The sequence below is a fragment of the Streptococcus oralis genome, from assembly GCF_001579525.1.
GTDB classification, from domain to species: Bacteria; Bacillota; Bacilli; order Lactobacillales; family Streptococcaceae; genus Streptococcus; species Streptococcus oralis_M.
The window spans coordinates 113,106-125,962 of record NZ_KQ970789.1; the positions used below are offsets into that span (position 1 = coordinate 113,106).

Annotated in this window: 11 protein-coding genes; 3 read left to right on the forward strand and 8 right to left on the reverse strand. The window is 40.8% G+C overall.

The genetic code is table 11. The features are described 5' to 3' along the window. The first annotated feature begins 233 nt into the window (after positions 1-233). Positions 234-2,492, forward strand: a complete 2,259-nt coding sequence (locus SORDD25_RS04105) for an ATP-dependent Clp protease ATP-binding subunit (protein WP_061852730.1) — start codon at positions 234-236, stop codon at positions 2,490-2,492. 42 nt (positions 2,493-2,534) lie between these two features. On the opposite strand, the gene SORDD25_RS04110 is transcribed toward SORDD25_RS04105, so the two are convergent. Beyond that, positions 2,535-3,149 carry a GyrI-like domain-containing protein gene (locus SORDD25_RS04110; protein WP_061852731.1) on the reverse strand — a complete coding sequence of 205 codons (615 nt, stop codon included), beginning with the start codon at positions 3,147-3,149 and terminating at the stop codon, positions 2,535-2,537. A 54-nt stretch (positions 3,150-3,203) separates the two neighbouring features. Then, positions 3,204-4,106, reverse strand: a complete 903-nt coding sequence (locus SORDD25_RS04115) for a helix-turn-helix transcriptional regulator (RefSeq protein ID WP_061852732.1) — start codon at positions 4,104-4,106, stop codon at positions 3,204-3,206. 176 nt (positions 4,107-4,282) lie between these two features. On the opposite strand from SORDD25_RS04115, the gene SORDD25_RS04120 reads away from it, so the two are divergent. Then, positions 4,283-4,735 carry an NUDIX hydrolase gene (locus SORDD25_RS04120; RefSeq protein WP_061852733.1) on the forward strand — a complete coding sequence of 151 codons (453 nt, stop codon included), beginning with the start codon at positions 4,283-4,285 and terminating at the stop codon, positions 4,733-4,735. Between the two features lie 58 nt (positions 4,736-4,793). Beyond that, positions 4,794-5,093, forward strand: a complete 300-nt coding sequence (locus SORDD25_RS04125) for a DUF1827 family protein (protein WP_000767205.1) — start codon at positions 4,794-4,796, stop codon at positions 5,091-5,093. Positions 5,094-5,163: 70 nt separating this feature from the next. Here SORDD25_RS04125 and metK read toward each other — a convergent pair whose 3' ends face one another. The 6 genes from metK to ftsE all read right to left on the reverse strand — a co-directional run bounded on the left by metK (position 5,164) and on the right by ftsE (position 12,852). Then, complete coding sequence (metK, locus tag SORDD25_RS04130) at positions 5,164-6,354, reverse strand: methionine adenosyltransferase (RefSeq protein ID WP_061852734.1); 1,191 nt, start codon at positions 6,352-6,354, stop codon at positions 5,164-5,166. Between the two features lie 169 nt (positions 6,355-6,523). Beyond that, complete coding sequence (locus SORDD25_RS04135) at positions 6,524-7,867, reverse strand: DEAD/DEAH box helicase (RefSeq protein WP_061852735.1); 1,344 nt, start codon at positions 7,865-7,867, stop codon at positions 6,524-6,526. Positions 7,868-7,971: 104 nt separating this feature from the next. Next, a complete protein-coding gene (locus SORDD25_RS04140) occupies positions 7,972-8,787 on the reverse strand; it encodes an endonuclease/exonuclease/phosphatase family protein (protein WP_061852736.1) in 816 nt (271 codons plus the stop codon). 51 nt (positions 8,788-8,838) lie between these two features. Then, the gene (locus tag SORDD25_RS04145; RefSeq protein WP_081103649.1) at positions 8,839-11,025 is read right to left on the reverse strand and encodes a PTS transporter subunit IIBC; all 2,187 of its coding nucleotides are present in this window, start codon (positions 11,023-11,025) and stop codon (positions 8,839-8,841) included. Between the two features lie 215 nt (positions 11,026-11,240). Continuing rightward, positions 11,241-12,167 (reverse strand): permease-like cell division protein FtsX, encoded by a 927-nt coding sequence (ftsX, locus tag SORDD25_RS04150; protein WP_061852737.1) that lies wholly within the window; start codon positions 12,165-12,167, stop codon positions 11,241-11,243. Then, positions 12,160-12,852, reverse strand: a complete 693-nt coding sequence (ftsE, locus tag SORDD25_RS04155; RefSeq protein ID WP_000022271.1) for a cell division ATP-binding protein FtsE — start codon at positions 12,850-12,852, stop codon at positions 12,160-12,162. Before ftsE ends, ftsX begins: the two co-directional genes overlap by 8 nt. Positions 12,853-12,857: the final 5 nt, after the last annotated feature.

The window sequence follows — 12,857 nt, forward strand, 5'->3', positions numbered from 1 at the left end:
AAAACAACGGGCAGTAAGGCCCGATAAATGAGAATCCTTTTTGTCACCGCAAATGGGATTTTTTCTTACCTTCAATGTCGCTTGATTCTCCATAAATCCTTCTTTTAAAAACGACCACTTCCCAATCTTTTTACTTGCTTTACACCTTAATCATGCTATAATGAGAGTATAAAACTTTGACTATTCTTGACCTTTTTCTTAGACCAAGAATAAGAATGAAATGAGGTAGATGTATGCTCTGTCAAAACTGTAAAATAAACGACTCAACAATTCATCTGTATACCAATATCAATGGACAGCAAAAGCAAATTGATCTCTGTCAAAATTGCTATAAAATTATCAAAACAGATCCAAATAATACCCTCTTTAAAGGAATGACTGACTTAAACAATCATGACTTTGACCCATTCGGCGACTTTTTCAATGATTTGAACAATTTCAAACCTTCTTCTAATAACGTCCCTCCAACTCAATCTGGTGGGGGATATGGAGGAAACGGTGGTTATGGTCCTCAAAACCGCGGCCCACTTCAAACACCTCCTAGCCAAGAAAAAGGACTCCTAGAGGAATATGGTATCAATATTACTGAGATTGCTCGTCGGGGAGATATTGACCCTGTTATCGGTCGAGATGAGGAGATTATCCGTGTTATCGAAATCCTCAACCGTCGAACCAAAAACAATCCTGTCCTTATCGGTGAACCAGGTGTTGGTAAAACAGCCGTTGTTGAAGGTCTGGCTCAAAAAATCGTTGATGGTGATGTTCCCCATAAACTCCAAGGCAAGCAGGTCATCCGTCTGGACGTGGTCAGTCTAGTCCAAGGAACAGGGATTCGAGGCCAATTTGAAGAACGAATGCAAAAGCTCATGGAAGAAATTCGCAAACGCGAGGACATCATCCTCTTTATCGACGAAATCCATGAAATTGTTGGTGCAGGATCTGCTGGCGATGGCAATATGGATGCAGGAAATATCCTCAAACCAGCCCTTGCCCGTGGTGAATTACAAATGGTCGGTGCCACTACTCTCAATGAATACCGTATCATTGAAAAAGATGCTGCCCTAGAGCGCCGTATGCAACCTGTCAAGGTAGATGAACCAACTGTCGAAGAAACCATTACCATCCTTAAAGGGGTTCAAAAGAAATACGAAGACTACCATCACGTCAAGTATACTGATGCTGCTATCGAAGCTGCTGCAAATCTTTCCAACCGCTATATCCAAGACCGCTTCCTGCCAGACAAGGCTATTGACCTGTTGGACGAAGCTGGTTCAAAGATGAATCTGACACTGAACTTTGTTGATCCTAAAGTGATTGATCAGCGTTTAATTGAAGCTGAAAATCTCAAGGCTCAAGCTACTCGAGAGGAAGACTTTGAAAAGGCTGCTTATTTCCGTGATCAGATTGCCAAGTATAAGGAAATGCAGAAAAACAAGGTGACCGATCAGGATACTCCAATCATCAGCGAGAAAACCATCGAACATATCATTGAGCAAAAAACCAATATCCCTGTTGGAGAACTCAAAGAAAAAGAACAATCTCAGCTTATCCATCTAGCAGACGACCTCAAAACTCATGTCATTGGTCAAGATGAAGCTGTCGATAAGATTGCCAAGGCCATCCGTCGTAATCGTGTTGGACTTGGAACTCCTAACCGGCCAATCGGAAGCTTCCTCTTTGTCGGACCAACTGGTGTCGGTAAAACAGAACTTTCCAAACAACTAGCCATTGAGCTCTTTGGTTCTGCTGACAGCATGATTCGCTTTGATATGAGTGAATACATGGAAAAACACAGTGTAGCTAAATTGGTCGGAGCCCCTCCAGGTTATGTTGGTTATGATGAAGCTGGGCAGCTAACTGAAAAGGTTCGTCGCAATCCCTACTCTCTCATCCTTCTCGATGAAGTGGAAAAAGCTCACCCAGATGTTATGCACATGTTCCTTCAAGTATTGGACGATGGTCGTTTGACAGATGGGCAAGGACGAACAGTTAGCTTTAAGGATGCTATCATTATCATGACCTCAAATGCGGGTACTGGTAAGGCCGAAGCCAGCGTTGGTTTTGGGGCAGCTCGTGAAGGTCGAACCAACTCTGTTCTCGGTGAACTCGGCAACTTCTTTAGCCCTGAATTTATGAACCGTTTTGATGGCATCATCGAATTTAAACCTCTCAGCAAGGACAATCTTCTCCAAATCGTCGAACTCATGCTAGCGGATGTCAACAAACGCCTCTCTAGCAACAATATCCACCTCGATGTGACAGACAAGGTCAAGGAAAAGTTGGTTGACTTAGGTTATGATCCAAAAATGGGGGCACGCCCACTCCGCCGTACCATTCAAGACCATATCGAGGATGCCATCACTGATTTCTACCTTGAAAATCCAAGCGAGAAAGCCCTCAAGGCAGTCATGACAAGCAATGGCAATATTCAAATCAAATCTGCAAAGAAAAGTGAGAAAACAGAAGAGATTGCTTCTGAAATAGAAGAATAAATCTCATAAAAAGAACAGGAAACAAGATTTCCTGTTCTTTTTTTAATTCTCTTCTTGAACTTGATAGCGAAGAATTGTTTTTAATTTGCTTGGCTCCGTTCGATGAAGGTTATTGAGATAAATTTCTCGGTGGACTTCCGAAGTTCTTTTGAGTTTATGAAGTTGACAAAAATGCTCCATCTCTGCAAAAGTCTCATTTTCAGTATCAAAAGGTCCTACATGAAGCATAGCAAGACTTTGGCCCTCTTCTATCATTTCAAAACGAATAGCCTCATAGAGAATATTTGGCTTCTTGATTATGACCTCTTCCAAAGCTTTTTCAAATAGTTCTCTCGTAATAAAATCGGGTTGCCCAATCATAATGCTATAAGAAAGCTCACTTTTTACCAGTTCTCCCTCCTTCTCCTTTTTCCATACACCTTCTAAAGGAAAGACAGTAAAATCAGTGTAAACATCATCCAGAGGAGCTTTTTTATACTTCATCTTTATCGCATAGGCTAAGGCATATAAGGCCCCTACGCGTTCTGAAAAATCTTCTTGATTTGGATCACCTTTACCATCAATCACGATATAGGATTGACCTGATACCCGCAGGATGCTGGGCCTAGCTTTCACTTGATAAAGATCTTTTGCTTCTTTTCTCCATTCGTATTTCATTTGGTTCTTCTCCTTTCTATCTCTAGTATAGCACCAAAACCCTGACATCTTTTGTCAAGGTTTGTAAAGTTTTTGGATTTTTTCTAATCTAGAAAGCAATTCCTTCTTCAGATGATTGGGGGCGAGTATTTCCACTCCATCTAGATAAGACAGGAGGTAAGTATACAGACTTTCATGCTCTGGTAGGACTGTCTTGACATAATAACACCCATCTTTCCCCAAGCTAATCTCATCTTCTGAAAAATCTTCATAAACCCGGAAAGCAAGCTTGGGACTAAACTTCAAGGAAACTTCGATTTGATGTGCCACTTGATCTGAACTATCAACCCAATCCTCCACATTTTTCTGCTTCACAGTTTCAGTTGTTAGGTGATAATTCCTAATTCTAGACAATTTGAAAAAACGCCACTCTTCCTTCAAACAACAGTAGGCATGAAGGTACCAATCTCTCTTTTTAAATACTAGTCTAAAGGGCTCGACTGTACGAATCGTTTTCTGACCACACCCACCTAGATAAGTAATCACCAGTTGCCTTTTCTCTAGAATAGCATATTTGATGTTATCAAATAATTCTTTTTGACCTTCTCGCTTCCTCCAGTCAGTCAAGTCTACTTCTATCCAAGGGCTGGTAGAAACTTGAAAAATAGATTCCAATTTTTCAAGTAACAGGTCTTGCCTATCATCAGTCAGGGCTTGAATCCCTTGCAAAGCTGACAGAAGTTCTATTTTTTCATCCTCCGATACGAGAGCACGATCCAGAACAAAGTTCTTCATTAAAAAGATTCCGCCCGCCTTCCCAGGTATCGAATAAATGGGAATCCCCGCCATACTCAACCGCTCAATATCACGATAAATCGTTCGTACAGATACTTCAAATAATCGGGCTAATTCAGGAGCCGTTGTACTACCTTTTTCTAAAAGTAGATATAGGATACGAAATAGTCTTGATTCTGCCATAAAATCACCTCTCTTTTATTATACCAGTTATAGTGCTAGGTCTGGAAAGTTTAACTAGACAAGGATTGACCAAGACAAAGTAGCTTTTTCTGCACCAGTTCGTTGGTTTATTCTTGACAGCTAGCCCCTCGTCCATTATGATAATAATAAAGACACTAGAGAATGAGGAAAAAGCAATGCCAAACCCAACTTTTGGTGAAAAAAAAGAGAATGTAGCCTACCAGCCCCGCTATGGTGTGTACGCAGTTATTCCGGATGCGGAGAAAAAACAAATTGTCTTAGTTCAAGCTCCCAATGGTGCTTGGTTCTTGCCAGGTGGAGAGATTGAAGCAGGCGAAGATCATCAAGAAGCACTAAAGAGAGAACTAATCGAAGAACTTGGCTTTACAGCTGAGATTGGAACCTATTATGGACAAGCTGATGAGTATTTCTACTCTCGCCACCGTGATACCTACTACTACAATCCAGCTTATCTCTATGAAGCTATTTCTTTCCAAGAAGTACAAAAACCATTGGAAGATTTTAATCACATTGCTTGGTTTTCTATTGATGAAGCAATTGAAAAACTCAAACGTGGTAGCCATAAATGGGGAATTGAAGCTTGGAAAATCCAGCATGGAATTGGCTAAAATACACGATTTTATTCAAAAAGTGCTATAATAGAGTTAGAAAATCGGAGGAACTGTTATGAAGCTTATCAATACAACAAACTCACACTCGCAACTTGTTAAAAGCCAATTAGAAAGCACAGACGCAACTCTTGTCGAGGTCTATTCTGCTGGAAACACAGATGTAGTTTTCACACAAGCTCCGCTTCACTATGAAATCCTCATTTCCAACAAACACCGAGCTATTCGTGAACCTGAAATCGAAACCATCCAAGACTTCTTCTTGAAACGTAAAATCGATAAAGGAAGCATTGATGAAGCCAATATCAAGACGCTTTATTCAGATAAATTGATTGAGATTTCAATCCCAATAAAATAAGAAGACCAGCCAAAAGCTGGTTTTCTTTTGCAAAAAAGATTGGCAGTGCACAGCTACCAATCTTTTAGTTTTATTTCACAGCTTCTTTTAATGCATCTACCTTATCCAAACGTTCCCATGGAAGGTCAATATCTGTACGTCCCATGTGTCCATAAGCCGCTGTTTGACGGTAAATTGGACGTTTGAGATCCAGCATTTGGATAATTCCTGCAGGGCGAAGGTCAAAGATTTGACGCGCTGCTTTTTCAAGCTTGCTTTCAGCTACCGTTCCAGTACCAAAAGTATCGATACGAACAGAAACAGGTTGCGCCACCCCGATAGCATAAGCCAATTGCACTTCTGCCTTCTTAGCAAGGCCTGCTGCAACGATGTTCTTGGCAATGTAGCGAGCTGCATAAGAGGCTGAACGGTCCACCTTCGTCGCATCCTTACCTGAGAAGGCACCACCACCATGACGAGAGTAGCCACCATAGGTATCCACGATAATCTTACGACCAGTCAAACCTGAGTCTCCTTGAGGTCCACCGATTACAAAGCGACCAGTTGGATTGATGAAGAATTTAGTTTGCTCATCCAAGTAAGATGCTGGAATAACTTCCTTGATAACCTTGCTAATCACATCATTATGAATTTGTTCATTGCTAACTTCTGGGTCGTGCTGAGTTGAAATAACGACTGTGTCCACACGTACCGGACGATCATTTTCATCATACTCAACCGTAACTTGTGATTTAGCATCTGGACGAAGATAGCTGATTTCACCAGACTTACGAAGTTCTGCCAAACGACGAACCAACTTATGACTGAGTGAGATTGGCAATGGCATGAGTTCTTCCGTTTCATCCACTGCAAATCCAAACATAAGACCTTGGTCACCAGCACCAATCAAGTCCAGTGGATCTTGATCTGCATTTCCACGAACTTCCAAGGCTTCGTTAACACCTTGGGCGATATCTGGTGACTGCTCAACAAGTGACGGATGAACTCCCACCGTCTCCGCAGAAAAACCATACTCTGTATTGGTATAACCAATCTCTGCAATGGTATCACGAACCACTCGGTTAATATCTACATAAGCATGTGTAGAAATTTCACCAAAAATATGGACCGAACCTGTGTATACAGCTGTCTCGGCAGCAACGTGCGCATCTGGATCCTTTGCTAAAATAGCATCCAAAATCGCATCTGAAATTTGGTCTGCAATCTTATCCGGATGCCCCTCAGATACAGATTCAGACGTGAATAATTTACGTTCTGACATAAAAATGTCCCCCCTTAAAAAATATTGTTATAGAGTTACAAAGTACTGATAGAAATTTCTACCATCTTATCGGGACTATATAACCTTATTATTATACCACTTTTTACTTTTTTTTGCAGTATTTTCTCTAAATAAAAACTCAGTAGAATCAGGTGATTCTACTGAGTTTTTAAAATGTTTGGCGTTTTGCTTTACGCTCTGCACGCCCACGAGCACGATTTTCAGCACGCTTGGTTTTGCGGCGTTTTTCATCCACTGCCCATTGAATCTTCTTCTTATAGCCTGGTTTGACTTTTTTCTTTTTCTTTTTAACCAAGCCAATCATTTCGATATCAAGCTTATCCTGCTTCTTTTCACGATTGGCACGACGATCACGGTCATAGGTATCTTGAAACTCTCCGTCTTTGACCATCTTAGGAGTAAACTTGATCCCTAATTTTTCCAACTCACGGATATCCGAGTCATCGCTTGGCTGGTAAAGGGTAATAGCTGTACCTGGTAGACCGTTTCGTCCGGTTCGACCGACACGATGCACAAAGAAGGACAAATCTTGCGGAATGGCGTCATTGATCACATGGCTGACACCTTCAATGTCAATTCCACGCGCTGCCAAATCCGTTGCGACAATGTACTCAAAATCAAGGTTCTTCACCTGATTCATGATCCGCTTGCGTTCACGAGGAGCAATATCTCCATGAATCTTAGCCACCTTCAATCCTTGAGCAGTCAAGTAGGCATGTAACTCATCAGCACGCGTTTTTGTGTTAACAAAAATCATTGCCAAATAAGGCTGCATCAACTGAGTCAACTGATAAATTTGAGCGTTCTTGTCACGGCCCTTGGTCGAAATCAACCAATTATCGATCGTATCTGAGATAACTGTTTTAGTCTTGATTTTTTCCATGACAGGATTTGACAAATATTTTTTCAAGAATGGTTGCAATTTTTGAGGAATCGTCGCTGAAAAGACCATGAATTGCAAGTCTTTTGGAAGGCTCCCTGCAATCTTATCAACGGTTTCCAAGAATCCCATATCCAAGGTCATATCGGCTTCATCAACTACAAAGGTCTTGGCCTTGTGAATAGCCAAATCACCAGATTTGACCAAGTCATAGATGCGACCTGGCGTTCCGATAACGATATGTGGTTGGTTGCTGGCAAGTTTTTCAATCTGACGCGCCTTATCCGTACCACCCACATAATTAACCACACGAACTTCGACATCTGAGTGAGCTGCAATCTGACGAGCTGCTTGGTAAATTTGAGTAGCCAACTCACGACTTGGTGCAGTAATGACCACTTGCACACTATCGCTAGTTTCATCTAATTGCTGGAAAATGGGTAACAAGAAAGTATGAGTCTTTCCTGAACCAGTTTTCGACTCGCCCACCAAGTCACGACCTGCCAGGACAATAGGAATCAACTTTTCCTGAACTTCGGTAGGAGTCGTAAACTTCAACTCCTCCAATGCCTTTTCTATATAGTTTTTAAACTGAAATTTCGTAAATGACATATTATCCTCAATTCTATTCATCTAACCATTATACCATATTTTGAACATTTTCAGTAGTCCAGTTCGAGAAGCAAAAAATGAAAGGAAGCAATTCCTTTCATTTTTTATTTCCAGTTTAAAATAGCATTCAAACCATAGTGGTCACTGACCTGTGGACTATTTTGACCATCAAAAACCACATGTAAACTTTCTACTTCTAAGTCTTTTGTCGTAAAGACGTAGTCAATTCGTAGTGGTTCAGTATTGCCTTTCCAGCCATCAATTTCTGGTGGAACGGTATAGCTACCACTTCTTTCTTTCGCAACTTCAAACGCGTCTTGTAATCCTAGTGGGCTAGCTAAAATCGCTTGATAGCCTTCCTGACCAGCTGGATTATTAAAATCACCTGCTAAAATCAGAGGTTTGTTCAACTCTTTTAGTACAGCCTCAAATCGTGCCCATTCTTCTTGGAAACCTTTATCCCACCAAGAGAGATGGACGCTTGCAAGAGCAAGTTCCTTGCCTTCAACCTCTGTCTCAGCCAAAGCAACGCGACGAGTATGGTAGTCCGTTGGATCATCTACATCTGATACTAAAATCTCACGCGCCTTAATAGGTGTTTTAGATAAGATAGCTACGCCTTCATGGTAGCGGTCATAGCCAATATGATTGTAAGCCCAAGTCCAGTAGTAGTTTTTCCCTTTCTCAGACATTTTTTCGACCAGGAGTCGTACATAGTGGTCCTGATGAATAGGTTCTGCTGATGGTAAAGCTTGATAGTGATTGTTAACCTCTACCTCCGGCGAAGTCATTTCTTGATTAATTTCTTGAAAACAAATCAAATCATAATCTTTGTCAAGAATATCTTGGAGCAAGAGCTGGAATTTTTCATCTGCTTCTTTTTCCATCCAACTATGAGTATTGAGTGTTAAAAATTTCATGCTTTTCTCCTAAAACAAGAGGTTGGAAAACAGCTTCCAACCTCGAGTATATTACAATTCTACTTTAGCAACTGCTGTTTTAGCTGCAAGAGAACCTGTTTGTTCTAATTTAACTGATTTGATAGCATCACCATTTGTAAAGACAACCACTGTTGATGTTTCACGACCTGCTGCACGGATAGCATCCAAGTCAGCTGTCACAAGAAGATCACCTGCTGCAACCTTTTGTCCTTCAGAAACGTGAACAGTAAATGGTTTTCCTTCAAGACTTACTGTATCCAAACCAATATGAACAAGCACTTCAAGACCTGAGTCAGTGACAAGACCAAGAGCGTGTTTTGTTGGGAAAATACTTGATACAGTACCAGTAACTGGAGATACAATGTTACCATTTGCTGGTTCTACTGCAAAACCATCACCCATCATTTTTTGAGCAAAAACTGGATCTTCCACTTGTTCCAAAGCAACAACTTGACCGTCAGCTACTGAGTAAACTTCCTCAGTTACACCTTTAAAATGTACAGTATTTTTTTGAGCTTCTGTCATTTGGCTTGGAAGAGTTTCAGGAATTACTTCACCTGAGTCAAGGATATCTTGGATATCAGATTTCAATACGTCAGCTTTTGGTCCGTAGATAGCTTGGACACCTTGTCCTTTCATGACAAGCCCCATAGCGCCTTCTGCTTTCCATTGTTCCTCAGTACCAACACGATCTGCATCCTTAACAGTTACACGAAGACGAGTCATACATGCATCTACATCTACGATGTTTGCACGACCACCAAGAAGGTTAATGATATTTACAGCTTGAGAAGCTGCTGCAACTTTTGTTTCTCCTGGAGCTACATCTTCTGATGCTCCTTCAGCAGTTTCATAGTTTCCGTTACGTCCTGGAGTTGCATAGTTGAATTTCTTAATCATGAAGTTGGCAATGAAGTACATGATGACTGCAAAGAGGACAGTTACCCAGATAAAGTTAATGATATCCATACCAAGACCAGCGTTGATAGCTAGCGGAGTACGAGTCAAGAATTCAATTGAACCGAATGAGTGCATACGAAGGTGAACAATATCCGCCATAGCAAAGGCAGCACCTTGAACAAGAGCATACACTAGGTAAAGAGGTGTTGCAATGAACATAAACATATACTCGATAGGTTCAGTAACCCCTGTCAAGAATGTTGCAAGGGCTGTCGCAATCATCATACCCTTGTATTGGTGTTTCTTGTCAGCATCAACATTGCGGTAGATAGCAACGATGACACCCATCAAGATACCGAATGAACCGATCATTTGACCAACTTTGAAACGAGCTGGAGTGATAGTTGTAAGAAGGTGTTGGTATTGGTCAGCATTTGAACCTTTAAGGTTAACAAGGTCTGTCACCCAAGCAAGCCAAAGTGGGTCTTGACCAAATACTTGAGTTCCTTTTGCTGCACCAGTTAACACTTCGTATGTTCCACCAAGAGCTGTATAGTTCATTGGGATAGTCAACATGTGGTGAAGACCAAATGGCAAGAGCAAACGTTCCAAAGTACCATACAAGAATGGTGCAAGGACTGGAGCAGTTTCTTGTGAGTTGGCAATCCAAATACCAAAGTTGTTGATACCTGTTTGAACTACTGGCCAAAAGGCAGCAAGTAGAATTGCAGCAATAGTTGAACGAAGAATAACGACGAATGGTACGAAACGTTTACCATTGAAGAATGAAAGGGCATCAGGAAGTTTACGGAAGTTGTAGTATTTGTTATAAGCTGTTGCCCCAACAAAACCAGAGATAATCCCTACGAAAACCCCCATGTTAAGCGCTGGTGCCTCAAGAACGCTGATAAAGTAGTCAGCAACCTTGATTGAACCACCAAAGAAAGTAGTAACCATTGCTTCAGGGTTTTTCAACATATCACCTGTAACACCGAAGATAGTACCTGTGATACGGTTAATCAAGATAAAGGCAAGTCCGGCTGCAAATGCACCACCTGCACGTTCTTTTGCCCAGCTTCCCCCAATAGCAAGGGCAAACAAGATATGAAGGTTACCGATAACCCCCCAACCAATTTGCTCAAGGATTCCACCTGTAATCACTAGAGGAGCAAGGTTTGGGTCGATCATCACGATTGATTTACCGATTGAGATCATCAATCCCGCCGCTGGCATAACGGCGATAACCACCATTAAAGCCTTACCGAATTTTTGCCAAAATTCGAAAGACAAGACATTTTTGAATGTAGCTTTCATCATTCAAATCTCCTTTATTTTATTTAGGCAAACGTTTTACGAAAACGTTTGCATTTGGTTATGTATTAATTATACCACTTTTATTTTTTTGTAAAGGCTTTTATAAAATAATTATCTACTTTTTTTAATTTTTAAAAGGAAAAAGAGAAGTTTACGAAAACTTCTCTTTAAAGATGTTTTGTTTTTCTGTTTTTATCTCAATTTGCATTTATATCCAATTAGATTTTCAAGAATCGACGCATGGAAATCCCTGAACCAATTGAACCAATGAAAATTCCGATTACAAATAGTAGAACTGTCATCAAAGGGATAAACACATCTGGCATAATCATTGATAAGTTTTGACCTACCAAGGATTTATTAACCGATTGATAAACGATATTGTAAACAAAGAATACAAGAACTGAGGGAATCGCTGCGCCAAGCAAGCCAATAAAAGCACCTTCTAGCAAGAATGGGCCACGGATATAACCATTTCTCGCTCCAACAAGACGCATGATCTGAATCTCACGACTACGTGAAATAATGGTAATACGGATGGTATTGGAAATGAGGAAGACTGCGATAAAAATCAAGAGTCCTGCAATAACCAATCCCCAAACACGGATAAAGGAAGCCAGTTCGAAAAGTCGTTGAGTGTTGGCTCCACCATCTTGAACTTCTGATACTCCCTCAATTTTCTTCGCTTCTTCAGCTACTGTTTTAACATCACTTGGAGAATTTGTATCGACGATATAGGCATCATAGAGAGGATTTGCATCCCCTTCAAAGACCTTCCAATCGTCACCCATGGTTTCCGTTAATTTTTCATACTGTTCTTCTTTACTTGAGAAGGTAACACTTTTTACAGCAGGCATAGCTTTCAAAGCGTCATAGACCTTGTGGTAGTCATTATTGGTAACTGTCTGACCTTCTTTTTCAATCGTTTCACTGTTATCTGCTACATCCTTACGAATGTAGACCATAACACGAACGTTGTTTTCAATATCGGTAGCCAGTTTTGCTGTATTAAAAATTACAGATGCAAACAGGGCAACGAGTGTTAAGGTAATCATAACCGAACTCACTGCTGCTACTGTCATCCAGCCATTTCGTTTTAAACTTTTTAATGATTCAAATAAATGGCGAAAAAATCTACTAATCATCGTATCCATATTCTCCTTTAGCTTCGTCACGAACGACACGGCCATTTTCAATGGCAATGACACGGTGGCGCAAGGTATTTACGATTTGGCTGTTGTGGGTCGCCATCAAAACAGTTGTACCTTGAAGATTGATGCGTTCCAACAGATTCATAATTTCCCACGAATTATCTGGGTCCAAGTTTCCTGTTGGTTCATCAGCAATCAATACTTTAGGATTGTTGACAATCGCACGGGCAATCGCAATCCGTTGCTGTTCTCCACCTGAGAGTTCATTCGGGAAAGAACGAACCTTGTGTTTTAAACCTACTAGGTCCAATACTTCCATAACACGTTTTTTGATGTTACGGCGATTCTCTCCAATAACTTCCATTGCGTAGGCAATATTCTCATAAACCGTTTTCTTAGGCAAGAGTTTGTAATCTTGAAAGACAACCCCGACACTACGACGTAGAAGCGGGATATCTTTCTTCTTGATTTTAACTAGATTAAAGCCTGCAACTGATAGGCTTCCTTTTTCGATCTTTACTTCTCGGTATAAAGCTCGAATAAAGGTTGACTTACCTGCCCCAGAAGGTCCTACGATATAGGCAAACTCCCCTGGTTCAATGGTAACAGAGACACCACGCAGGGCAGTCGTTCCATTGTCATACTTTTTGACAACATCTCTCATTTCAATGATTGACATATGAG

What these genes read in the sequence shown, in the direction of transcription:
- ftsE (WP_000022271.1), bottom strand. Translation starts at nt 12,852, where the DNA reads ATGTCAATCATTGAAATGAGAGATGTTGTCAAAAAGTATGACAATGGA.
- SORDD25_RS04140 (WP_061852736.1), bottom strand. Translation starts at nt 8,787, where the DNA reads ATGAAATTTTTAACACTCAATACTCATAGTTGGATGGAAAAAGAAGCA.
- ftsX (WP_061852737.1), bottom strand. Translation starts at nt 12,167, where the DNA reads ATGATTAGTAGATTTTTTCGCCATTTATTTGAATCATTAAAAAGTTTA.
- metK (WP_061852734.1), bottom strand. Translation starts at nt 6,354, where the DNA reads ATGTCAGAACGTAAATTATTCACGTCTGAATCTGTATCTGAGGGGCAT.
- SORDD25_RS04145 (WP_081103649.1), bottom strand. Translation starts at nt 11,025, where the DNA reads ATGATGAAAGCTACATTCAAAAATGTCTTGTCTTTCGAATTTTGGCAA.
- SORDD25_RS04125 (WP_000767205.1), top strand. Translation starts at nt 4,794, where the DNA reads ATGAAGCTTATCAATACAACAAACTCACACTCGCAACTTGTTAAAAGC.
- SORDD25_RS04120 (WP_061852733.1), top strand. Translation starts at nt 4,283, where the DNA reads ATGCCAAACCCAACTTTTGGTGAAAAAAAAGAGAATGTAGCCTACCAG.
- SORDD25_RS04110 (WP_061852731.1), bottom strand. Translation starts at nt 3,149, where the DNA reads ATGAAATACGAATGGAGAAAAGAAGCAAAAGATCTTTATCAAGTGAAA.
- SORDD25_RS04115 (WP_061852732.1), bottom strand. Translation starts at nt 4,106, where the DNA reads ATGGCAGAATCAAGACTATTTCGTATCCTATATCTACTTTTAGAAAAA.
- SORDD25_RS04135 (WP_061852735.1), bottom strand. Translation starts at nt 7,867, where the DNA reads ATGTCATTTACGAAATTTCAGTTTAAAAACTATATAGAAAAGGCATTG.
- SORDD25_RS04105 (WP_061852730.1), top strand. Translation starts at nt 234, where the DNA reads ATGCTCTGTCAAAACTGTAAAATAAACGACTCAACAATTCATCTGTAT.